The organism is Candidatus Paceibacterota bacterium, from assembly GCA_041661265.1.
Taxonomy (GTDB): Bacteria; Patescibacteriota; Minisyncoccia; order JAHIHE01; family JAGLIN01; genus JBAZUT01.
On record JBAZUT010000006.1, the window covers coordinates 24680 to 48544 of the forward strand.

General features: G+C 40.0%; 22 protein-coding genes. 6 read left to right on the forward strand and 16 right to left on the reverse strand.

Translation table 11 applies throughout. From position 1 onward, the window contains the following. Position 1: 1 nt before the first annotated feature. From WC788_05320 to WC788_05330, 3 genes are all read right to left on the reverse strand, one after another. Positions 2-544, reverse strand: coding sequence for a hypothetical protein (locus WC788_05320; GenBank protein MFA6097019.1), 543 nt, complete (start codon positions 542-544; stop codon positions 2-4). Positions 545-758: 214 nt separating this feature from the next. Then, entirely contained in the window at positions 759-1049 is a 291-nt protein-coding gene (locus tag WC788_05325; protein MFA6097020.1) for a hypothetical protein, read from the reverse strand. Positions 1050-1416: 367 nt separating this feature from the next. Then, positions 1417-1833, reverse strand: coding sequence for a hypothetical protein (locus WC788_05330; protein ID MFA6097021.1), 417 nt, complete (start codon positions 1831-1833; stop codon positions 1417-1419). Positions 1834-3056: 1223 nt separating this feature from the next. Between WC788_05330 and WC788_05335 the strand changes: the two genes are divergently transcribed. After that, complete coding sequence (locus WC788_05335) at positions 3057-3893, forward strand: helix-turn-helix domain-containing protein (protein MFA6097022.1); 837 nt, start codon at positions 3057-3059, stop codon at positions 3891-3893. On the opposite strand, the gene WC788_05340 is transcribed toward WC788_05335, so the two are convergent. Both WC788_05340 and WC788_05345 read right to left on the reverse strand, forming a co-directional pair. Further along, complete coding sequence (locus WC788_05340; protein ID MFA6097023.1) at positions 3877-7692, reverse strand: hypothetical protein; 3816 nt, start codon at positions 7690-7692, stop codon at positions 3877-3879. The genes WC788_05335 and WC788_05340 overlap by 17 nt on opposite strands. Before the next feature lie 146 nt (positions 7693-7838). Next, positions 7839-8471, reverse strand: coding sequence for an SIS domain-containing protein (locus tag WC788_05345; GenBank protein ID MFA6097024.1), 633 nt, complete (start codon positions 8469-8471; stop codon positions 7839-7841). Between the two features lie 127 nt (positions 8472-8598). Between WC788_05345 and WC788_05350 the strand changes: the two genes are divergently transcribed. Beyond that, entirely contained in the window at positions 8599-9801 is a 1203-nt protein-coding gene (locus WC788_05350) for a hypothetical protein (GenBank protein ID MFA6097025.1), read from the forward strand. A 515-nt stretch (positions 9802-10316) separates the two neighbouring features. Here WC788_05350 and WC788_05355 read toward each other — a convergent pair. The 6 genes from WC788_05355 to hypE form a co-directional block, all read right to left on the reverse strand. Next, entirely contained in the window at positions 10317-10748 is a 432-nt protein-coding gene (locus WC788_05355) for a MoaD/ThiS family protein (GenBank protein ID MFA6097026.1), read from the reverse strand. Between the two features lie 208 nt (positions 10749-10956). Further along, complete coding sequence (locus WC788_05360) at positions 10957-11652, reverse strand: ThiF family adenylyltransferase (protein ID MFA6097027.1); 696 nt, start codon at positions 11650-11652, stop codon at positions 10957-10959. A 2-nt stretch (positions 11653-11654) separates the two neighbouring features. Further along, positions 11655-12434: a hypothetical protein gene (locus WC788_05365; GenBank protein MFA6097028.1), complete on the reverse strand. Its 780-nt coding sequence runs from the start codon at positions 12432-12434 to the stop codon at positions 11655-11657. Position 12435: 1 nt separating this feature from the next. Continuing rightward, positions 12436-14010, reverse strand: coding sequence for a hypothetical protein (locus tag WC788_05370; GenBank protein MFA6097029.1), 1575 nt, complete (start codon positions 14008-14010; stop codon positions 12436-12438). A 489-nt stretch (positions 14011-14499) separates the two neighbouring features. Next, positions 14500-14952, reverse strand: coding sequence for a hypothetical protein (locus tag WC788_05375; GenBank protein ID MFA6097030.1), 453 nt, complete (start codon positions 14950-14952; stop codon positions 14500-14502). A 255-nt stretch (positions 14953-15207) separates the two neighbouring features. Beyond that, a complete protein-coding gene (gene hypE, locus WC788_05380; protein MFA6097031.1) occupies positions 15208-16200 on the reverse strand; it encodes a hydrogenase expression/formation protein HypE in 993 nt (330 codons plus the stop codon). Positions 16201-16262: 62 nt separating this feature from the next. On the opposite strand from hypE, the gene WC788_05385 reads away from it, so the two are divergent. From WC788_05385 to WC788_05395, 3 genes are all read left to right on the forward strand, one after another. After that, the gene (locus WC788_05385; protein ID MFA6097032.1) at positions 16263-16523 is read left to right on the forward strand and encodes a hypothetical protein; all 261 of its coding nucleotides are present in this window, start codon (positions 16263-16265) and stop codon (positions 16521-16523) included. 236 nt (positions 16524-16759) lie between these two features. Next, positions 16760-17350, forward strand: coding sequence for a macro domain-containing protein (locus WC788_05390; GenBank protein MFA6097033.1), 591 nt, complete (start codon positions 16760-16762; stop codon positions 17348-17350). Positions 17351-17634: 284 nt separating this feature from the next. Further along, positions 17635-18015 (forward strand): hypothetical protein, encoded by a 381-nt coding sequence (locus tag WC788_05395; GenBank protein ID MFA6097034.1) that lies wholly within the window; start codon positions 17635-17637, stop codon positions 18013-18015. Positions 18016-18086: 71 nt separating this feature from the next. Here WC788_05395 and hypD read toward each other — a convergent pair whose 3' ends face one another. The 5 genes from hypD to WC788_05420 all read right to left on the reverse strand — a co-directional run bounded on the left by hypD (position 18087) and on the right by WC788_05420 (position 21584). Continuing rightward, the gene (hypD, locus tag WC788_05400; GenBank protein MFA6097035.1) at positions 18087-19313 is read right to left on the reverse strand and encodes a hydrogenase formation protein HypD; all 1227 of its coding nucleotides are present in this window, start codon (positions 19311-19313) and stop codon (positions 18087-18089) included. 158 nt (positions 19314-19471) lie between these two features. Continuing rightward, entirely contained in the window at positions 19472-19699 is a 228-nt protein-coding gene (locus tag WC788_05405) for a HypC/HybG/HupF family hydrogenase formation chaperone (GenBank protein ID MFA6097036.1), read from the reverse strand. Between the two features lie 198 nt (positions 19700-19897). Next, positions 19898-20557, reverse strand: a complete 660-nt coding sequence (locus WC788_05410; GenBank protein ID MFA6097037.1) for a formyltransferase family protein — start codon at positions 20555-20557, stop codon at positions 19898-19900. Positions 20558-20693: 136 nt separating this feature from the next. Next, entirely contained in the window at positions 20694-21308 is a 615-nt protein-coding gene (locus WC788_05415) for a superoxide dismutase (protein MFA6097038.1), read from the reverse strand. Positions 21309-21422: 114 nt separating this feature from the next. Further along, positions 21423-21584, reverse strand: a complete 162-nt coding sequence (locus WC788_05420) for a hypothetical protein (GenBank protein MFA6097039.1) — start codon at positions 21582-21584, stop codon at positions 21423-21425. Between the two features lie 182 nt (positions 21585-21766). Between WC788_05420 and WC788_05425 the strand changes: the two genes are divergently transcribed. Then, on the forward strand, positions 21767-23503 hold the full coding sequence (locus WC788_05425; protein ID MFA6097040.1) for an ABC transporter ATP-binding protein: 1737 nt from the start codon (positions 21767-21769) through the stop codon (positions 23501-23503). Positions 23504-23865: the final 362 nt, after the last annotated feature.

Consider the following 23865-nt stretch of genomic DNA (forward strand, 5'->3'; position numbering starts at 1 on the left):
ATTAACCTCCTCCTGCTATTTCTTTTGCCAAATCATCCCTCAACGAGCTAGATCTAGCCGCTTCACGTTCCAGAACCAGATGCAGCTCATATGTTCCATTCGCAAAAGCATAAACCTTTACCGGCACCCAGTTATCAAAACTGGCTCCAATAAACATTGCGAGGTCAACCGGTCCCGCATAGAAAAGCAGTGCTTCGCTGACTCCCAAGTCAAGCGCTTGTTTTCGCAAACTGTTGATCTTTGCCATTGCGCCCGGATAATCCTCAGGCTTCAAAAACCCTTCGGTTGCCCATGACAGAATTGGGATGTCCCATTTCTTTTCCTGCAAAAATGCTTTCACAGAAGCGCAAGGACTCTTTCCCACACCTATACAAATGGCAACGGGCCTCTTTGACAGGCCGTTCTCAAGACTCTTCATAGCAGAAATTTTCTTCTGCCATTTTCTCTTTGCAAAATGCAAAGAACTGGCTGCCCACAAAAGAGCGGCTGTTCCGATAATGTCCCAGATATTATCAATAACATAATTTACTGTTTCAACGATCATATTTCCTCCTATGGCGAAATATTCTTACATATTAATATAAAGATATTTCACCATAGAAGCTTTTTCAATGGACATTTTTCCGTTCTTTGAGTTCACCTTTTATTAAAAGATGTTCTCAAGAAAAGGTGGAAGATAGATTAAATCTCTCTGAAAAATGTTTTCTTCATCGAAATCATTTATTTCTTTCTTCCAAATTTGTGCATATTTAGCTGGCTTAGTGCTGAGCGATCAGCACTGGACCGGTTCGACCGTCATCGTAGTACACCTTATCAACTTTGTGTACTATTTGGTGAAAAACTATTAGGTATGACCACACGGCCATTGCCCCGGTTAGTGTCACCTCTCTCTTGTCTTCGATCGTGGCGACAATTTTTGCCACATTTCTACCAACTATATTTGTCGCTTGTGCCACGGGGGTAGTGAGCGTAAGTCTTCCACCTACTTCGATGATCTGGCAGCCCTCATAAAGGGCTTTATTTTCCAATCCTAAATTGATTTTTTCCATAAGTATTTCTCCTGTATTTGCCAAGAAATCCAAAAGTCAATTTTTGATCGACGATCTTCATTCTTAAAGCACCGAACCGGTTATAAATTTATAATCGACTCAATGCTTTAAGAATGTTTCGCTAAATTTCAATGCGCTTGCTTCTCTTCGTCCACCTAAGGCGGACGATTTGAAGACTTGAGGTCTCCGAATTTTTAATTCAGGGGCTTTTCTAAATCCGTAATATTTTTGCGAACTTGGAAAATTGGGGAGATTTTGATTTTCGTTGAAATCAAGGCATGTATTTTGAAACATGTTCTCCTGCTTGGCGTGCATGTCAAACAACCTTTTTGTCTTTAGCGCTTACCCCTGCGGTTAGGGTTGAGGATTACTCCTCAAAATCATTATTCCATCCTATTCGGCGCCATTCCTGTGACGCTTTATTCCCTATGAACAATCCACGACCAGCAAAAAACATTTCGCCGGTCTTAATGTTCACAAGCGCCCATGCATCGTTCGGATTTGATCCTGAACTTGCAATATTTGCCTGTCTCATCAATGCAAGTCTCGCTTCTTCGAATGAGATTTCATTAATCTCCTCAACTGGCACATTTGGTTCATCCAAATCTTCCAGTTTTCCCTCTCCGGCATCAGCGTGAATTCGCGCTACAGGATGCCAATATGTATACCCGTCATGACGGTGTTCTACTACATCGCCATGCATTCGCTCTTCCGTCACAATTACTTCATTTCCATTCATAACTAGTCCTCCAATTATTTCCTTTTCTGTTCTTCCGTTTATCATTACTCACTGAAAAATATTTTAAATTAATTCAGTGGCCGAGTTTCGGCGCGCAAAAGCCAAAATATATTTAGCCTCTCTGCGCCAAAACCCGACAAAAGGAGTGAGAATAAAATATGAGATTTTTTTGTGTTTTGTGGTCTGTATTGCAAACCCCATTGCGGTTTCGAAAACACTTTCTCATCTTCGAAACCGATATATAGAATTTGTATTTATATATTCAATCTTCAAAACAACCCTTATGGCTCGGACGCTCCCATATAATTTGCTACGAGCGTAAATCGCCATAAATATTATTTTTGCTATTCAATTGTCAACGACCACCTTGCCCTCTCTCCTCTTCGTTAATCTGCGTTTCAATTTCTCTTCATTTGAACACAAATCTTTTTCCCAAAGAGTGCGGGATTTTCAATTTTTATGTCGTCCTTCGACTATGCTCAGGATGACAATTGAACGCCCGCGCACTTTTTGTAAACTTATCCGAAAATCAGATTGATCTTAGTCTAAGTTTGGGCCGGACCTGGCCAAATTTCATGCCTGATTTTGCCAGACAACTCTCTCCCCAGAGAGAAACTTAACTTAGGTCACTTGCTTTATGTATGTTTTATCAATATTCAAACTTTATCTTCCAAACATAGAGGTTGATGGAAATGAGCTTTTGATGTTGTTGGTTTAATGGCGTTAATGTTATTTTAGCCATAACCTCAATCTTTTCTCCGTAATAATGTCCTATCTGGACATATCCCTTGAAAACTCTCCTCATTTGCATCAATCTATACGCTTCAATTTTGAATTAACGGATCAACGTATTTATTAAAAAGCGGCCGGAATAGATTCTCAAATTCGTTATCAGTTATAAGTTTTAAGTTATAAGTTGATACAGAGAGATTCTTCCAACCGCTTTTTTATAAAAATTGCGATTAGTTTTACATTATAAGAATATATGAATGATATTTCCACTATATAATATCCAATATTTTTTTCATATAACTCATTAATGACTCTCTCCTTTCATTAATTTGTATTTGTAAATGTTCAGTTGTCACCAATCTGTTTTCTTATCGTGACTAAGTAGTATAGCATATATTATGATTTCTGTCAATATATATATGCTATTATTCACTACACATGACTATTATACTGTGATAATAAACACTATTTGACGTATATTATATGCAATTTATTGTCACTATTATGTGACATTGTATTGACAATGAGAAGCAAGAATGATAGAATTAGAATATAAATTGTCACCTTTGGTCATGTATAAAGATATCCTTACAAGCATCAATCTTAGTGCGGGAGAATCTACCATCTATGAATATCTTCTTAAAAACGGTGAGTCTCCTGCCGGCGATATAATAAAAAGAACCCCGCTAAAAAGGGGCATCGCATATAAGATATTAGATAACTTAGTCGAAAAAGGCTTAGTTGTTGAGAAAACCTCCGTTCCAAGCCAAAAACAAGGAAGGAGAAAGATATCTCATTTTTTGCCGAATCATCCCGAAAAGCTTAGAGAATTCATTGAAAATGAGCATAAACGCTTCAAAAAAGCCGAAAATACCCTCGAAGCTGTTTTGCCAGCGTTAGTCTCCGATTTTAATCTCGTCTCCGGGAAACCGGGAGTGAGATTCTTTGAAGGACTCGACGGTGTGAAAAAGGTGATGAACGACACACTGATCAACAACTTCAAACGGCAAATTTTAACCTTTTCGGACGTTGCGGCATATATGAAATATCTGAAAGATTGGAATATGAATTATTACGCCCCGAAAAGAAGAGAATATAAAATTCACGAAAAGGTCATAATCCCCAACAATCCCCTCGCCGTAGACTATATGAATGAATATATAAAAAATCCGCTCTCTGACGAATTAACGGATATTTTATTCATTGATCACAAGAGCTATCCCTTTGAAACTGAAATTAACATCTACGAAAATAAAGTTTCATTTGTTACTTTTTCAGAGAAAAGGCATATCGGACTTATCATAGAAAACAAAGAGATATTCAATTCATTGATTTCAACATTTAATTTAATCTGGACTACTTTGAAAAAGTAGGTTCCATGATATTGCTTTGGATGAATTTCAAGATGTCACTAAGAGTCACAGAATCCTTACATTCGGACAAAAGTTCTCCTTTTGTCTTTTTAATTTTGGCGAAATATTCTTCCGGCGCACTTTCAATCGCTTTGAAATACTCGATCAATATCGGCTTGATGACCTTTTCTGCATATAATCGCTGTTTTTCATTTTCCAGAGTCAGGATCTTTCCTCCGATATGCCCCTTGGGGGACGTTACAACTTGATCGCTATCAAGAAACAAATTCACTCCGCCTTTGCAGAAATATGTGCTATATGCTTCTTTGAATTTCAGCGTAGATTCTTTTTCATCTTTTTTTCCGCCTCGCCACCCGAAACTAAACGAACCCACAGTTGGACAAATGAAATTTGTATTAATGTCTCGTCTGTCGATTTCAAACTCTTCATTTTTTTCTTTTTCATATTTAATATTGGATAACGCCCTGTGCATCCTATCGCAATATTGAACATCGCAAGAATCTTTCCCTTTTTCTTTTTCTAATTTTAATTTATTAGTATTATAAATATTTTTGAGCTCTTTTGTAACGCCGCCTATAATAGTCATCATTTTTTGTTCACTGGCAGGATCAAAAATGTCGATTTCATTCTTTCCGCAAATATTTTTTGTGTTTGAAATAATGCTCGCAAGTGAATCATATCTTGTTTCCTTGATGTGGCTCACTTTCACGCCGTCAAAAGAGAGAATCCAACTGACCTCCTCAATCGCATATTTCAAAAGATTTTTCTTTTCTTCGTCTGATGTTTTCCGGGAGACGGATTCCTGTATCATGTCAGAAAAAGCCTTTTTCAATATCGGATTTTTTGATAATCTTTCGCAAAGTGTTCTGTATTTTTCAAATTCATCCTTGTTGCGACCGACGAATGATTCATAATCCATAATTTCAATGTTTATTAGTCCGAATGTATCGATTATTTTCTGATAGAATCTTCTCTCCTTTTCCCCTATTTTCTTTGCTATTTCCAGCGCATCATTATGGCTTTTTCCATAAAGCGCTTCGTAGTTACTTGCCTGCATCTGATCGCAAACAACCAATTTGATATTCCTATTCTGATTGTTCAGCCAGAACATATATCCATATATATCCATGGGCTTTGCCATTTTCTCTTTTCCTTCAAAAATATTCTCCCATTCAGGTAAATTACTTGAAATTCCAACCGGAAAATAAGTCTGTTTTTCTGAAGGAAATTTTTCAGGTACTAATTTTCTCGCCTTCTCGTCAATATCCTCAAACATATCCTTATTTAAACTTGCAGTTTCTTTTCCCAATATCAAACTTTCCAATTTTTTCTCAAAAGCAATCTGAAAAGGCAGAAGCTTTTGCAGCTTATCTATTTTTTCCTTATAGAAACGAGCTACTTCTTCATTGAAAAAAGTCATCCCGCTTCTATTTTTTTCCGGAATTATTTCTAGGTTATACTCAGAATAGTCCGGTTGAGCATGTTCCTTATAATTATTTTTTGCTTCTACTATCATGTCCTTGATCCTATCGCTGTCGAATTTCTTCCCTTCGCTGTGAATGGATAATATTTTTTTTCTTTCCTCTTCCGGAATATCCTTGCTATCTTCGCTTTTTAGCCATTCTTCAAAATTACGATCCCCCTCTTCCAGACTTTCTTGATCTAAATATATCTCACGATACTTGCTGTTTAGTTTTCCAGCCATATCCCTGAATTCCCCTATTTCTCTTTCGCCTGCGAGTGTTTGATCCCTAAATTCTTTAATTATTTTTTCTATAATCACTTTTTGATCGCTTGGATTTGCTTTTTCAAGCATATCGCTTCCATCAAGAAGCAAGTTGTTTGCTCTTCCAACAATCGCTTGGCTTACTTCACTTTTATCCAATTTCTTTTCAAAAAATATTTCTTCGTAAATCTTGCATAGCTCCTCGGCATTTTCATTGATTCTGTCAATAACTTTAGCGTATTCCGAGAATAGCGCGTCTGCGATTTCCGGCTGATCCTCTAATTTCTCTCCCATTTCCAGGATCTTTCCCCCCATTTCCTCTCCGCCAGACTCAAGAGACAAAAACGTTTTGATTCCCTTTTCTCCGTATTTCTGAACAAAACCCTTCAAATCGTCCCTTTCTTTGACAGATGCTTGATTGTAATATATAACAAACCAGCCCTGCTCTTTAAATGACAGATTGTTTAGTCTTACACCCGTCTGGTTAAAAACATTTTCATTTGCAATTCTATAATAGTTTTCCTTAAAATCCTGCAGATATTTCTCTCTTTTAATTCTCTCTGCGGCACTTTCATCGGACTTTCCATAATATAAAGTTTCGTACACAAAATCGATCACATCTGCTTGAACTTTGTTTTCTTCGGTCGATAGATCCCCTAAGTGGAAATATTTGATAAGTTTTAAATCTTCGTCGAATAAGCCCACCTCTCCGTCTGAGGTTAAACGACTTACGTGATAATCAGGATTATTATATTCTCCCAAATCATACATTTTCTCAAGATAGTTCACTCCTTCTTCCGAAATACCGATCTTTCCGAATTCAAGACGATACAAAATTGCAGCTAGAGGCCGCTTATCTTCCTTCTCGTCTTTTATCAGTTTTAAAAGCCGAGAAGACGCTCTCTCCGGATTCTGTTTCGACAGGGCATCTGACACAGCATTTCCAAAAACAGGATTTCTGTTCTTATTCCAAAATTCAACTAATGTATCCGCTGTTTCAGATTTTTGCGATTCAATTTCCTTAAGTTCATTCAGAACAACCAGTAGAATTTTTTCATAAGGATGCTCTTCAACGCCTCCGCCCCATTCTGCCGTATAATTCAACTCATGATCAAATTCGCCTTGATCAACTTTGTAAATAGAAACTGGATGATATGTTTTGAAAATCATTGAATGTCTTTCATTAAAAATATCATTCCCCCTTTTTATTTGTTCAATAACCGCCCTTTTTTCTTCCTCTTCTCCCTTTTTCGTAAAACGACTATTGAATACCTCTTCAAAAACCAGACAATATTGAATGGTGCGTACGCATTCCCTTAGAAACTCCGCCTTGCTATCGACATCCATCCCCTTGAAATCTTCAGTCAGCATATATTCAGGATTTATGGGATATCTCATATTCTCAGAAACATCGTCTGCCCTGCCCAGCAATTCCAAAAACCCCTCGGCTCCTTTTCCATATTTTTTCAACTCATCTACATATCCATTTTCTTTAAAATTATTCATCAACAGTTCAGGGGCGGAATTCCTTTTTTGGGCAATATCGGTATAATCATTTAAATAACTATATCTTTTTTTTAATTCCGGATTTTCTTTATCAAGATTGAGCGCACTGATACTAAAAAGTTTATTATCTAAATTATCGCCAGGATATCCTTGCCCTTTTTCGAAAATTATTTTTATAACTTCAAGGTCTTCGGGAAACCTGGCAAAATACTCGCTTGCCATATCGGGAGTAGCCCTCAGAGAGCAACTTGCTCTTGCTAAATTTATTAATCTTTTTTCTTGGGGCATTTCTTTCAGTATTTCATAATTTTCTTTATAAAAAAAAGATGTTGAATTGACCGAATACTTTTCTGTCCAGTCTTTCAGGGCTTCTTCGGAAAATTTATCTTTATCATATCGATCCGCCGCGTTATAGATCATTTCTTCTCTTATTTCTTCATCGGTCCAACCCATTTCCCTGTATTTGTCGTATTTATTACTTTCTTTTCCGCCAATCGGTAATTTATGCAGATTTATATCATCCGATTGTTTTGCATCTTCTGTTTTTGGTATGCTCTCCATTCCCATATATTTGCTTTAATTACTATTATTTGAAAATATTTACTTTAAAATTAAGGTTTTATGCGATACATGCATAAATCCTCCCTAATCCTATTTTAACGCATTTTTCCAATTTTATGAAGCTAATAAAAAAGAGGCTTGTTTATCCTCTTTCACTCTATTTGGTGGACGAATTTAAGGTCCTTTTCCGTTTTTCCGGTGACAGTCATCAGTTCAGTGACGAAAGCATCCAGAAATTTTATTGCAAAGTTTTCGGATATAGTTCCAAGCGGGGCCCAATTTTTCAGATTTTTTACTTTGGCCGCAAATTCCGGTTTATCTATCAAAATTTGACTCTTGTCCGGAATATGTACGAATAGATCCGCTACATTGCCGATAGTCGACTCCTTGTGGGCGGACAACGCAACGACTATAGCGCCATAGGCCTTGTATTTCATCACCAGATTGCGGACGGTTTCGGTCTCACCCGAGCTTGAAATGACTACCACAATATCATCCTTTTTCACTGCAGGCGTCGTCGTTTCCCCCGAAACATACACTCTCCTGTACTCCATCTGGGTCAGTCTCATCGCAAATGTCCTCACCGCAAGGCCGGATCTGCCGACTCCTATGCAAAATATATTATTGTCGCTTTTCTTGCTGATCCGTTCAAAAAAATCCCTGATCGATTGTTTCTTTTTGATATTCTCCTTGAAGTAGGATATGCATATCCCTTCGGCTTCATGAAGAAGCTCCATCTGGATGATGACACCGTCATCGAAACTTACACGTTCATCTTCTGACATTTTAGCCTCCATATTATTTACTGCTGTATAAAAGCTAGCACCGATCTTGAAATAATGCAAGCATCGGATTGTGGCATATTTTTATTGGTTGTATAATAGATTAGATAAATTATCCTCTTTTCCACGCATGATATTCCCGATAAAACGCAAGATAAAGATCCTTTCCCTCGGCGCCGAATCCGCAGGCAGATTTTGCTTTTATAATAACGGCAGCATCTTCATATCTCCGATCTTCGGAGATATTTTGGACTTCAGTAATTTCAAATCATACGAGAAAGCCGTTCTGGCATATATAAAGTCCGATAAACCCGATCTCGTCGTGACAGATCTCCACCCTCTCTATAATTCAACAATACTTGGAGAGGAACTGTCAAAAAAACTCAAGATACCTCATCTCAAAGTACAGCATCACCTCGCACATATTTTTTCCGCCATCGGCGACGATGCATTGTTGCGACCCTCCATCTTCAACTTTCCACCCGCTATCTATGGAATCGCCATGGATGGCACCGGTTACGGGCTGGATGGCAATATTTGGGGAGGAGAGGTGTTTAAATGTCAAATGTCAAAGCTCAAATGTCAAATCAGATCAGTCGAACGGATCGGAAGCCTGGAAGAACAGACTATGATCGGAGGAGATCTGGCGGTCAGAGAGCCGGCAAGAATGGTGATTACGATATTGACCAAACTAAAAATTGAAAATGAAAAACTAAAAATGAAAAATAAAAACGCAATAGTGATAAAAACAAATGATGATATTTATCATTATGTTAAAAAATATTATAACCGCAATGAATTTGAACTACTATACAACCAGTTGGAGCAAGATTTCAATTGCCAGAAAACAACAAGCACCGGAAGGATCCTTGATGCGGTTTCCGTTCTCTTGGGATTCGCCGGCAATAAGCGAAATTTTAAACACGAGGCGACAAAATTGCTGGAAAAAAACTCGACTGTGCCATATGGCGACATTGAACCGAAGCTTGCACATTCCGGCTCAAGAACAGTTCTGGACACGACGCATTTGTTCGAATATCTGCTGGAAAACATCCAAAAGGACAAAAAGCGCCTCGCAGCAACCGCACAATTATACGTGGCCAAAGGTTTATATGAAATTGTCCGAACCGACCTCAATACTGAATACTATATACGAAATGCTTATCTTGCCGGCGGAATTGCCAACAGTCAGATCATATCGAAATATTTTGCGAACAAAGATGTTTATCTTTCAAAAAACATTCCACGCGGAGATGAAGGAATAGCATTCGGACAATTGTCGTATCTTCTATATGATAAAACCAAAAAACCTTACCCCATGTTAGCAGGGTAAGGTATAGAGGCAATCTTCGACTGCCTCTGTGGTTTGTTTACTTATTTTATTTCATTTATATTTCACCAAGTCGGACCGACTTGCCGGTTCAGGATCAAGCGCCGTCGCCAGTGACTTTCCGCCCCAATGGCATAGAATTTTAGTGTGCACCGCCGCACATTCGAGATCTCTCCCTAGTAGCTATTGTCGTTAAGAAGTTAGTATCCTCCCGGGCCTATACTACCCGAAAGATTATTGTCCTTCCCGTCCGAATTTTGCGCTCCGAAAGTCCACCCATTCGAAGCATTCCTTCCTTTGCAGAATTCAGTCAAACTGCAAACCTGTTTAAAAAGGAAATCAATCCTTTTTATTTTATTTTGTAGTTGCGCATTTTTCATGTGCAACGAATGTGCTGCTGCATATTTCGGCAATAACACCTTCGCTGAACATTTTTGAAAAAATAATGGCGGGAAGAGACAGTCTGTTTCGACCGTCCTTCCCGAAATTCTATTTTATTTTTTTAAGAACTGAACTTCTTAGTTCCCTTCTACGTTGGGAATCAGGAGAACAATATCTCCGTCATTCAAGAAGGTGTCAAGCTTTCCCGGAACGCTGTTCACTCGGACTTCCCATCCATCTTCATCAGCGTTCACTCCGATAGCTTCAAAGGCCTCCTGGATGCTCTTCCTTCCTGAGATCTGTACATCTTGGATAACTCCCGGAGACTTTCCGATCCTCACTTTTATTATCTGGTCGACTTTTACGAGCAGGACCTTATCTCCATCATTAAGCTCGGTTTCGGCAGGGACGACTTTTTCATTCACTCTGATCTCGTATCCGTCTTCCTCGTATAACCCTGCGAGCTTAAGAACATCCCCTGCTGTGACCTTCTCCTCATTTGTGACATATTCATCTTCTTTTTTCCCCGGTACCTTCCCTACTGATATTTTCCTGACTGTTTTACACATACTTTTCTCTCCTTTTGTTTTATTTTTGTTTTGACACACTTTCCAATGCCGGGTTTTAATTATCATACCCGCATCGACTACAATCTGATCGTTCAACAATCAAACATGCAGCGAACATCCCGCTTCAGGTCTTGGAGCGGAATAATCGCTGAATATTTTAAAATTGGCGGGGAAGAAGTTTTTTCGATCTCCCCCTGTATCCTTAAATTTAGAAAGTTCTGGACATCATATTTAGCGGACAGAGAGAAAATATCACTTCGTTATCGACATATATCTCCTCTTTCCCTTCCTGCACCATAAACCATTTCATCATCTGCCACAATGCATAGCCTGAAAGGATTTCTGCAGTTGGTCCGACGCTGATCGGGGAACCGCAAGCGCTGGTTTCCGCAACATTGTGATTGAGAGTTTTCTCATACTCGGCAATATGTTTCATGGCCCCGGGATTTATTGTATAGATTCTTCCGCAATCTTTTCCCATCCTTGTTTCGATGACCAAGCTCGTTCTGAGTTTCAGTTTCAATCCCTTCTGCCAGATCTCTTCCCTGGACGACATTGTATCCGTTAAAACGAACACTATCTGGCCCAAGTTCTGAGTTCCGTTCACTCTCTCATTGTGGATCACTATCCTTGTTCCCGTTTCCAGCAGTACCGTCTGGACAAGAGCCTCGACCTTGAGCATCCCTTTCTGATGATTTCCGAAATCCTGATTGCCGACATTATGGCCCTTTACCACATCATCATCCCAAACATGGACCTCGCACACTCCGGTAACTCCGAGTTTTCCAAGCTGCCTTACGATCCTGCTTCCGGTCGCTCCTGCGCCGATCACATCTATTCTTTTGACCATCTGCCCGAATCTTTCGGGAGAAAACAACAACATGTGCCTTAATGCATCTATCATTTCTAATGCCTCCTTTTCTTCTTGGACTTACTCCTTTTTTTCTTTTCATCTTCCTTGATATTGCGGACTATGACCTCATAATCGGCCTCTCTTACCAGCAGGTTGTATTCTCTCTCTATCTCGCTTCTCATACTCTCGTCGATTAGGTCCTGAATAAACCACTGCGCGTCAGCGATCTTCAGTCCTTCGTCGTAGAGATATATGGTGAACTCCATCCTGCCGTTCTTGTTCATTATTCCTCTTACAAATGAAGGATGTCCGGATCTTGAGAAAATATTCTCCATCTGGATCTCGTCGCGTTCTGACGGGTTGGTTCCTCCCCAGACATGGCTGTGTCCCCAGAAAATGATTCTGTTGCACAGATCCAGTCCGTCTTTCCGCAACAGGAATTCCTGCCACTTCTTGGCGATGCCTTCGCCCATCATTTCGGTCTTATCGGAATAGCATATTTGCTCGAAAAGAAATACCTCTTCGATCAGAAAATCGTCTCCGATCTTGCTGCATGCTCCGAGCCAGCTGACTTCCTTTTTCGCCACATCGACGATATGGTATATCTGGCTATAGGCCTTTTTCGAAACAATGATCTTTGGCATTCTACGCCCGAGAAACTCCACTTTAGGCAAGTTCCTGTGCGGCAGGAAAGCATCCGCCCTCAGAAACTGGCTGGGATGCAAAACTGGATGCATGTTCTTGAATGCGCATTCGATCTTGCATTGAGCACAGTTGTTATCGCACAAAAGCTGCATATTGCTTCGGACATCATCTCTTTCGCTTACTATCATTTTATTCACCTTCCTCTTCCTCGCTTGGATGGCTCTCTCTGTATCTTTGCGATACCGGCCATTTGTTTATATATTTTCCTGCGCCATCATCCGTGTTCACATTCTCAATGAACTGTATGGCTACTATAGCTACTACTGCGAACTCATAATTCGCAATGTATGCAGGTATGACTTCCGTCATGTTCCCAAGGCACGCATGTCCCTTGGCAAAGACGTGCGGAGCGTTCATGCCATCTTCGAAGCCCCTTATTCTGTGAGTCTGATTGAACCAATGCACTCCTTCATCTTCACCATCAGTGTTGATGTCTATTCGGAATGCTCCGATCTCGTGTTCAACGCCGCTTCTGGGATCTGTGCAATACAGCACATCCGTAAATATACTGATCACGCCTCCCGAGATCGTCACGTCGCGGATCTTCTCCATGGATAGTATCTTATCGAACTCTTTTCCAAGCTTCTCTTCCTCTGATTTCGTATCATAGCTGTTTATAAGCTGATCCAGTTTCCTCTCAAGTCCCTGTACTCTGCGGATCTCTAATATGAGCTTCTTCTGATATCCGCTTATATCTTTTTTTCCTTTTCTGATGCTTTCCGTAGTGGCTTCCACATTTTTCTCATGCCGCTTCGAGCATTCCTGAATGTATTTTCTCCTCTGAGCCTCTTTTTTCTTTTGTGAAAGAGTTATCGATTCGCGATCCCTTTCCGACGGAGTCATTCGTAATTCAACAACTACCCTCTCGAGGATCTTTTTGAATATTGAAATTTCCCGGTCAGTACCGCGATGGCAGATATCGTAGAATATGAACAGATTGTTGAAATCGATCAATTCCGCGATCTCATTGAATTCATCGTCATAAATGACGATCCCTTTGCCCGAGGGTGAGAATGTTTCAGTGCGGAAATCCACATCAATGCCCCATATCTTATATGGAGCCGAATGGGTTACTGTTTTTGCTCCCGTTTCCAAGACAGACCAGATGAAAATATGGAACCTTCCGTCGCTTTCAGCTCTCCTGGCACCGCCATGTGGAACATGGATCGCTATATTCTTTTTCAGACAGGGCAGTAAAACCTCCTCGGTCGCCTTGACAAATTTGGAACGGCCATCACCATTCCAGGACATTGTGGCTTCCACTTTGAATATTTCTTCTTTCGGTTCCGTAACTGTCTCTTCTGCCCGCCTGCCAAACATCCCTGTGTTGAACATCTCTGGAGAAATCTCCTCCAATGTTAGCCTTTCGCCCCTATCTCTATAATAAGGCGTCATTTCAAGCATCATTTCCCGATGCATACCTCTGAAATCAATATCTCGCATGGGTGTCGGAAAATCTTCCAACATGAGAGGTCTGACTTCGCTGCGGAATCTGAGATTCAACTTCGTTATGCCGGTCTCCGCATTTTCCTCTTCGCTACTGATCGTTGCGTTCAGAGCAGTGATCATCCTGTCTTTATCGGATACATCGATCACAAAACCCGATACGTCGCCTATAGTATGACTTGTGTATACTATCCGCGCATTATCCAGTTTTCTTCGCTGTTCTTCCGTAAGATTTGCGATAAAATAATAGTTTACCATTGTATCATCCTCCAATATTTGTGACTGTCATTTCGAATTTCCGAATCATCAGAAACTCGACAAACAGCCGCAAATAACAGGATATTTGAAATACAACATAGTCTTGTCCAATAACTTTTCAATGAACATTTACTAAAATCGACTCCTTTTCATACATTATTACAAGGAGTGTCTAAGATCTGATCGCTTTCGAGCTATCGCCGGAAATTTCCGGAAAGATTCAGCTCAAAATATGCCTATTAATATTTTTTATAATGACATTGCATATCGGATCCAAAACACTCTCCATAAATGACCGTGTATCCTAGCATATTATTTATCATTTGTCAATAGCGATACTTCAGCTTAGTATGTGAAAATACTTGCCGATATAACGGTCATCCGCCTATATATGATAAAAATGTTTTTATGAACCCTACTTCACCGCCTGACTGTATAATGGACGGATTGCGGCGCCATAATAAAAAACTTGCAATTTTGCAAGTTTTATTATACCACTCCGGCAATTCCGCCGGGCATTATGTCTCCGTTCAGATTGACATAATCCTTGAAATATTTCAGATGTTTCGTCTCTTTTTGCACGGTTATCTCATCGCCCGTCCTCGTATCTTTCAGATCTATTTTAACAGTACCTTTCGCTTCGTCAGTTTCAATTGCAACCACCTTATAGTTGATCCTGTAATCCAGCAATACCTTCTTCGGCTTTCCTCCTAGTATTGTCACTCCCCAAGAACTGAAGTAATAGCCGATGAACAAGACCATTATGTTCAAGAGCACATCCTTCTCTGTCGCATCTATGATCACTTTCAATAATCCGAGATCTCTTCCAGTGATCGCACTGACATCGATCGACAAAGCTGCGACAACTGCGACTGACAGATACAGCAATCCTAATAGCAACATCATTAAGCCGGATAATTTTGTAATTATTTTATGAGCCATTCGTCTTCCTCCGCGCATAATATAAGCCATATCGCAACTTTTGTCAATTTCTCTATAAATCTTTTTTTATTAGATTCTATCTTCTTACTTCCAGGCGCAGAAATAAATATCAATCGTCAATTTACAATTTTCAATCAAGTCCTAAAGAATAAATTTATGAATAATAATCAGTTCCTGATGGAATAGCGGTTATGAAATCGCAATGTCGGAACGTTTATGAATTGAGTTTAATAATTAAAGCATTTAAAATTATTCCTAGCATATCCTCGGGATCAATTTCCCCCGGGGCATTTCGATCGGGCGGAGTCCGCCAATCAAGGTTTTCAGAAATACCCCCTTCCCCCTTTCCGCTTCGCCGATGATCTCAGCCTCAGGATCGAACTGACGAAGTTTCTTTATGACCTTATTGGCATATTTTTCCGAAACACTCGCTATGAATCTCCCCTCGGATGGAAATGCAAAAAGGTTCACACCCAAAAGTTCGCTTATGGAAATGACGTCTTTCTTATAGGGCAGATGTTTTTCATCCAGGATTATTTTCACTTTGGATTTCTCGGCTATCTCATTCAGATTTTCGGCCAGTCCGCCTCGGGTCGGATCCTTGCAGGCATTCAAGAACTCGGCAACACTTTGAACCTCCTTGTTAAGCGGCTTGCAATCGCTCTTCAGTTTCGTCTTGTAGTTGAACCTATGACTCAAGATCACTGCGCCATGCTCGCCAAGATTTCCCGAAGCAATGATCTTGTCTCCGGGCTTCGCACCTTTGTTTTCGATGATCCTGTCAGCGAGCCCGACTCCCGCCGTCGTGATCTCTATTTTGTCTATTTTTCCTTTCTCCGTCACTTTCGTATCCCCTGTCACCACCGGCACGCCGGCTTCTTTTGAGACTTTGTCTATGGATCTGATTATCTTTTCAAGATCAGCCGTCGCAAAACCTTCCTCAATAACACAGCTAAGCGATATCCCGATCGGTTTTGCCCCCATAACGGAGATATCGTTTATCGTTCCGCACATAGAGATCTTTCCGATATCTCCGCCGCGGAAAAATAACGGGTCGATTATGAAAGCATCAGTCGTCATGACCAATTTTTTATCACCCAAATCATAGACTGCCGCATCATCGCCGGTATTTGTCCACTTTCCGGTGAAATTCATGATCCTGCGCAGATCCTTGAAAAACTCCCACGACGCTTTCCCGCCGGAACCCAACTCGAGAGAAACGGAATCGTTCATAAACAATCTTGACATGATGTTATATTTATGATAAATTATTTTGTCACAGTTTAAACTGTGGTCTGAAGGTGAAAGAAATGACTCACGTGATAAATCTGATTGTATGGGCCGATATGGGCCTGGTTACTGGGATAAACTGGAAAATTGATGCGATTGAATGCAAGTCTCAATTCTACCGCGAAAAATATCAGAATGAAATGGAAAAACTTGAATTTGAAAAAGAATGTGAAATAACTGATTTCTTCGGAGAAGATGGCTGGATTCTGAGCACAGTAACGGATATACCGGTTGTAAGGGGAAAAAGAAATAAATATTATTTCCATCATTTTGACAGATAGATCACTCGAACTATGAGCGACATTTTCTGCCGGGAGCAAAACACGCTCCCAATTTTTTTCTCCCAAATTGACACATTGCATACTATATACTATCATATCCGGTTAAATTTGTTCGTGAGATATTTACGGCCCTATGAATAATCACGCCTTAGCGGTTGCGCCGATAATAAAACAAAACGGCAACCGTATCGGAAAAGACGTGATTACAATATTGCTGTAAATAAGGAGGCAGGACATTGAGAGATGAGAACGACGAAATAAATAAAGCATTAGTGAACGTAAGGAAATTGCCGACCATTCAAATTGTTTCGGGAGACATAACTCAGATCGATGCTGATTGCATTATAACACCGATCAACTCCCAAAAGAACTGGCACGGAGGGATCGACAGGGCCATATATGCCATTGCCGGAGAAATGTATCATGACCAGATCAGGAAAACGCATCTTGAAAATCTGTTTTCGGCAGCTGTTCTCGGCAACCGCAAAACACACAGAGGCAAATTCGATCATGTTGTGTTTGTGGTCGACGACCTCAGGTCAAGGGCCAGAGAAGTAATAAACAGAGGCCTTGAAACCGCAGACGAAGCGGGCTTTGAGACAATCCTGATCCCAGCCATCAGAACGGGAGTATTTCTCGGAATAATCGAAAGAACTCCGGATGAGATCGCAAATGAATATATCCTGGGCATACTGAAATTTCTTCGGAGCAACAGAAACTCAGGAATAAAGAGTATCAAACTTGTAATATTCAGAAATGAACAATTCAAGACGATATTGGAAGACAAAATTACTTCCGTAATAAAGAATATGAGCGACAAACAATAATAGTTTCTCGCTTTTTTTTCTTCATAATAACCCGGACTTCAGTTTATTATAGTTCACATATTGACAACCAGTGGTTATTGTGTTATAATGAGAGACAACAATCGCTCCGTGTATCTCCATGGTTTCAGAAAAGATGGCGTCTTGTTTATTTGAATTAAGGCACGATCAGACTGAAACTATGGAATATTTGGAGGTAAATTATGAAAGGTTTTTTAGCGATTATAATAATCGCTTTAGCCGTATCTGGAGCAGTATCCAGTCACGATAGACATGAAGAAGAAGATATGAAGGATATAATGAGTGCATATTCATTAGGGCACGATAGGGGGTATGAACAAGGCACATATAACCCCACGGATGGAGTACGCAGCCAAATCCATAATGAAGGATATATACTTGGCCAATACTGGGGAACGGGTCAGCCGATCTGGATGGAAAGAAACGGCTGGGACAAAAACGACAGCCTCTCTCGCTTTGCCGATACAGACAAGGTCATAGTTCTGGCAGAGATCTCTTCGTGGGACATTTGCATGGCCCAAGGAAAGAAAAACTGCCGAGCCGACACCGTGAGTTACTACAAAATAATCTCCAAACATTACACTGGATGGGGTGAAGATGGATGGAATGCCCCGGAATTCGTTCTGGACTGGGAACGAATACCATAAATGAAGGAAACGTCCTTCATTTTTAATTTATTTTATATCGCGTCGTCATCTGTAAATTTGATCTTTCCGACTTATATTTCCCTATATTTCGCCTCAATGCCGCACGCGCCTTCGGAAGAGACCATGCACGCTCCGATCGGATTCTCAGGAGTGCAGGTTTTAGAGAACAATCTGCAGTCCGTAGGCTCTTTCAGGCCGCGCAGGATCGCTCCGCAAAGACAGCCGGACAAATCAGCTTGTAGTTTATAGCTTGCCTGCCTGTCCGGTAGGCAGGTAGCTTGTAGAATGCTTTTATATTTTACTTTCGCGTCGAATTCGGAATATTTCTCTCTTATCTTCAAACCTGAACCGGGGATCCTTCCCAGACCTCGCCAAAAGGCGTCTTCAACTTCAAAAACCTCGTTTATCAGCGCGATCGCTTTCGGATTCCCTTCCGGACGGACCGATCTTGTGTATTCATTCTCGACTTCAGCCCGGCCTTCGGATATTTGTTTAAGCAGCATATAGATCCCGAGAAGCACATCCTCTCCCGTAAACCCGGTAATCACCTGCGGAATAGCTTCTGTCCCAAGGAGCTTAGCTCCTTTTTTCAAGGAGCTAAGCTCCTTAAACTTCAGTTTTTTATAAGGCTCTGTCCCGATTATGGTCGAAACATGCCCGGGATCTATGAATCCGTCGATCTTCAGGCTTGGCGTGTCGACAAGCGCCTGCATTGCAGGAACAAATAGCTTGTGAGATGAATATACTGTTAATCCCCTTTTGATAGCATCCGCGGTCATTGGTGTCGTTGTCTCGAACCCGAGCCCGAAAAAAACAAGGTCCGGCTTTTTTTTCTGTAGCTTGAGCGCATCTTCCGTCGAATACACTTCGGTGATGTCAGCACCGAGTTCACGCGCCTTGTCCAAACTGAGATTAGGTTGCGGAACTTGAGATTGCTTCGCAGCCTTACGATTCTCCTCGTAATGACAATTATCTTTAATTTTTCTTGAATTGTCATTTTTATATTTTAGTTTTTCATTTTTCATTTGCATTGTTCCGGGAACGCGAAGAACATCTCCATAGCACGCGATCGGTATTCCTGCGAGCGCCAGCTTTATGACCGCATTGATGTCGCTCTGATCCGTCACACAGACCGGACACCCGGGCCCGGAAAGAAGCCTGATGTTTTTCGGAAGGATCTTCTTTATCCCATTCCTCGCGACGGCCTCGGTGTGAGTGCCGCATAATTCCATCAGGACGACTTGCCTGCCGATTTGCTGAGATAATTTATTGATTTCGATTATAATCTTACGAGTCATGATTTAATTTAAAATTCAAAAATCTCGAGCCCAAGGCTGATGAGCCTATGGCTCAAAAATGGAAAATAACGCTTCAAAATGATAACATGTTTATTAATTCTTTTTAATCTTACATTGTCATTTTAATCTTTGATATTTACATTTTACATTTAGTAAAACTATTCATCATTGCCTCTTCTGGCAGTTTCGAACAACTTTAAAGTCTCCTTCGCTTCTTTATTATCGATCTTCTGTATTGCATATCCCGCATGAACGATCACATAATCCCCTTTTTTTATTTCAACCAAAGAAATATTGACATCTCTTTTGATCCCGCCAAAATCAACCGACGCAACGTTGGTTTTTTTGTCTATTTTTATTATCTTTCCGGGGATTGCTAGACACATATTCGTTATTTTACGTTAAAACGCTTTGATTATAGATTCAATTCAACTTATTCTTGATGCGTAAAAAAATAAGTATCGAGTATATAGTACACGGTTATTTGGCATCTTGCTTAATGCTAAATACTAAATACCTTCAACGCTTAACCATTATATCAGAAATTATATTTTTTAGAAATAAAAAAAGAGAGTTGTTTCTCTCTACTCTGACCCTTTTATAAATATCCTCGGGACATATTCCGGAACAACAAGGCTTTTGGGGTCTTTTCCATCCCAATAGATCTTGCCTTCAAGAACCAAGTTCGTGATGTACGCCTGCCATCCATGCTCGATCTTATTGACCTCTGCGCCGATCTTGTTTGCGTCATAATCCTGTCCGATATAGACCGGATAGCTGAAAAAGGCAGGCCCTTCGTCATATCCATCTTCGATAACAAAGTGCATTGACACCGCACTGAACAATATTTTCCCTTCTGAATAATCTTTTATGATCGCTTCATGCACGTTATGGCCATGCATGCCCTGCCCGCCGTATTTTGGAAGCGGCCCGGGATGTATGTTTATGGTTATCTTAGGATCAAGCCCCCTGACAAATTTTATCCAGCCGGAAAGCGCGATCAGATCGGGTTCATATCTTTCAACGATCTTCCGATATTCAACCGCATTGAACGGACCGGGAAAATATATGAAATTAATGCCGAATTCATCAGCTATTTTCTTTACTCCGCCATTGGGATAATTTGAGACCACTGAAATGATCTCAGCCTTCAATATTCCTGACAAAGAGCTTTCCACGAGCTTCCTGAATCCCGATCCTCCTACATCTGCGCCTCCTGACGCAAACACTAATGTTCTTTTCATTTTATCGCCTCTTTTTATATTTCCACGACGCTACTAACGCGTCATGTTAATGCCCATCCTATAATATTTTTCGCCTTCTGGCAAGCCCCTAAACCAAAAACTCGCCTTAATGCGAGTTTTCTCTTTAATTGACCGCCTATTTTATCATCTTTTCAAACCTTTCAGCTATCTTATCCCAATTTACAATATTCCAAAAAGCATCGATATATTTCGCTCTATCATTCTTATAATCCAGATAATATGCATGCTCCCATACATCCAGCACCATTATGATCCTGAAGTTCGGATACACATTATAACTATGCTTCTCGATCTGCATAATAAGCGGACGCTTCGTACATCTGCAGAAAGAAAGCGCCGCCCAGCCCGATCCTTCAACGCTGAGCGCGGTCTTTGAAAATTCTTCTTTGAATCTATTGAAGCTTCCGAACTCATTATTGATAACAGCGAGCAATTCTTTTTTGGGTTCATTGTTTTTTCCTTTTGCCGGAGCCAAATTTCCCCAAAACAAAGAATGAAGCTTGTGTCCGCCTAAATGAAACGACATTTCCTTCAGCGTCGCTTTCATATCGATCTCGGAGCTCTCCCTTCTCGATCTTTCGATCTTCTCCAAAACCGCATTTACGCCATTTGCATAAGCCGCGTGATGCTTATCATGATGGATCGTAAGCTGTTCTTTGGACATATACGGCTCCAATGCGTCATAACTATATGTCAATGCGGGCAATTTATAAAATTTTTCTATTTCCATGCTTATCACCCCCTTTATATATCTAAAATTATCCTATATTAATTGTATGATATATTCGCCAATATGAAAAGAAAATTAATAACAGCATGACAATCGATCGTCATGCCTAATTTCCTATGCAATGTTTTTTCGTATTTTCACAGTTGTTCTGTATTCTATTTCATATTCTTCGGCATGCGTCATTTTTTTCGTGATTTTTTTCACAAGTCCGATCACGATCACCGTGATAACACCCGCCAGAACGTCCTTTCCTATTTCTATTAATGCGTTTTTCATTTTCTTGCCTCCAAATTTCCCATAGGAATTTTACTGATTATAATATGCCACTAATATATTCACGTCAACTCCATGGACTCGATACATATGTTGACTTTAGCCTATTCATCTGATATTCTGAAATGTCTATATACAGACAACCTGATCATTGAAAATCAAAGGAACAAAAGGAGAAGATTCATATGATATACAAAATAATAAAAAGATATCTTTTAAAACATAAAAAGGAATCGACAAAAACCATAATATATTCGCTTATTGTAGCGGTGCTTGCAGTTATAATACCCCTCATCTACAGCAGGATCACAGATGATATATTGAATAAAGATATTCTGTTGACTGCACTGATAAAACCGATTGCCGCGCTCCTTATATTAACTCTCTCGGCTGTATTTCTCAACAGATATACACTCATCAGCAAATATAATATAGGAGCGAGATGCCGCATGGATCTGCTCTCAGATGCATATAACCATCTTCTTGATCTTCCGCTCGATTATTTCAAGATATATGATAAAGGCGAGATTGCAAAAAAAGTGGACAGATCGGGAGATGCGATATTCATGATCGTAAGCGAGATAGTTTTTACATCTATCCCGGAATTATTTTCGATCATTGGAATGATATTTGTCCTGGGCTTGATCGATATCAGGCTCGCGGCAGTAGTTTTTGCAGTCGGAATTGCATACAGCTGTTTGCCACTCCTGCGCACAAAACGGATCATCGAAAAAGAAAAACAGATCAGTATAAAAAGCGAAAAGGCATCGGGATTCATACATGATGTATTGATAAACATCAAACTGGTCAAGCTATATACCGACGAGACACGGAACAAGGATAAAAGCAACCTGCTCCTACGCGATACGCTCAATGAAACTGAATCAATGAATACGAAATGGGCCAATATAATAAGCGTTCAACAGCTTACGATCCAGGCCGGATTCATTTTAATTCTCTTGTCAGCCTTGTTTCTTCTCAGGAACGGAGGTATAACTCCAGGCGAGCTTGTGCTTGTGCTATCATACACGGCCATGATCCAGAATCCGTTCGTGCGATTATCGCATAATTATATGCAGACTAAACGTAATTTGGTCAGCATAAAACGAGTATTTGATCTCATTGATGAACCGATCGAGCCATATAATGACGGCATCGAGCTAACTGATACAAATGGCAATATCAAATTCGTAAATGTTCACTACAGTTATGAAAATAATGTCATTGAGACATTGAAAGGCATTTCACTCAACATATGCGGTAATAATTCAATTGGAATAATCGGGCCAAGCGGATCCGGAAAAACGACATTCCTCAATCTTCTATTAAGAAACAACCTTAAGCCGATAACCGGTAAAATATTTCTTGACGGTATTGATACGACAACCATAAAACTTCCCTCACTTCGGAAATTTATTGCGGTTGTTGACCAGGAGGCCAGCATATTAAACAGAAGCGTTATCGAAAATATACTATTAGGCGATCCAAATGCCTCATACGACGACGTTGTTAGTGTTTCAAAAATGGCAAATGCCTACGATTTCATAATTAAACTGAAAAATGGCTTCAACGAAATAGTCGGAGAAAATGGAACACGGCTTTCAGGAGGAGAAAAACTTAGAATATCGATCGCACGAGCACTGCTCAAGATCAGATCCGGAGCAAAGATACTTGTGTTGGACGAAGCAACGGCGTCGCTCGATAGCATATCCGAAAAAGAATTTCAAAACACTCTTGAACTTCTGAAAAATCGCAACATCACTATAATAATTATCACTCACAGACTTAAAACTGTGCAAAATTGTGAATTAGCGGTTTTCAATTATGGAGAAATCGTTGAATCGGGAGATCATGCTAAATTGTATTCGAAAGATGGACTTTACAAGAAACTATATTTGAACCAAGTAATACACCCAATATAAGGAAATAAACAGTTTCCTTTTTTTATTGACATTTGCATCGTTATAATGCGTGATGAATTGCAATGACATCGATTCGGCTATCCGATATTGACAGACGTGCCATGGTGTGTTGTGATATACGCTTAACAATAATATTACAACACGTTTGTCTTCATTGTCAACTACATATTCGTTGTTCGATTCTAATCCTACGTTATAATCCTTTTGTCCCTATTTGTATATTTACTTTACATTTATATTCATATTTATTGTTATTATCATTAATTGCTGTTCATTGTCATTCAATGTCCCGCCATACAACTCTACATATATCGCATATCGTTCATTGCTAATTTTCTCACCGATATGTTTCACGTGGAACA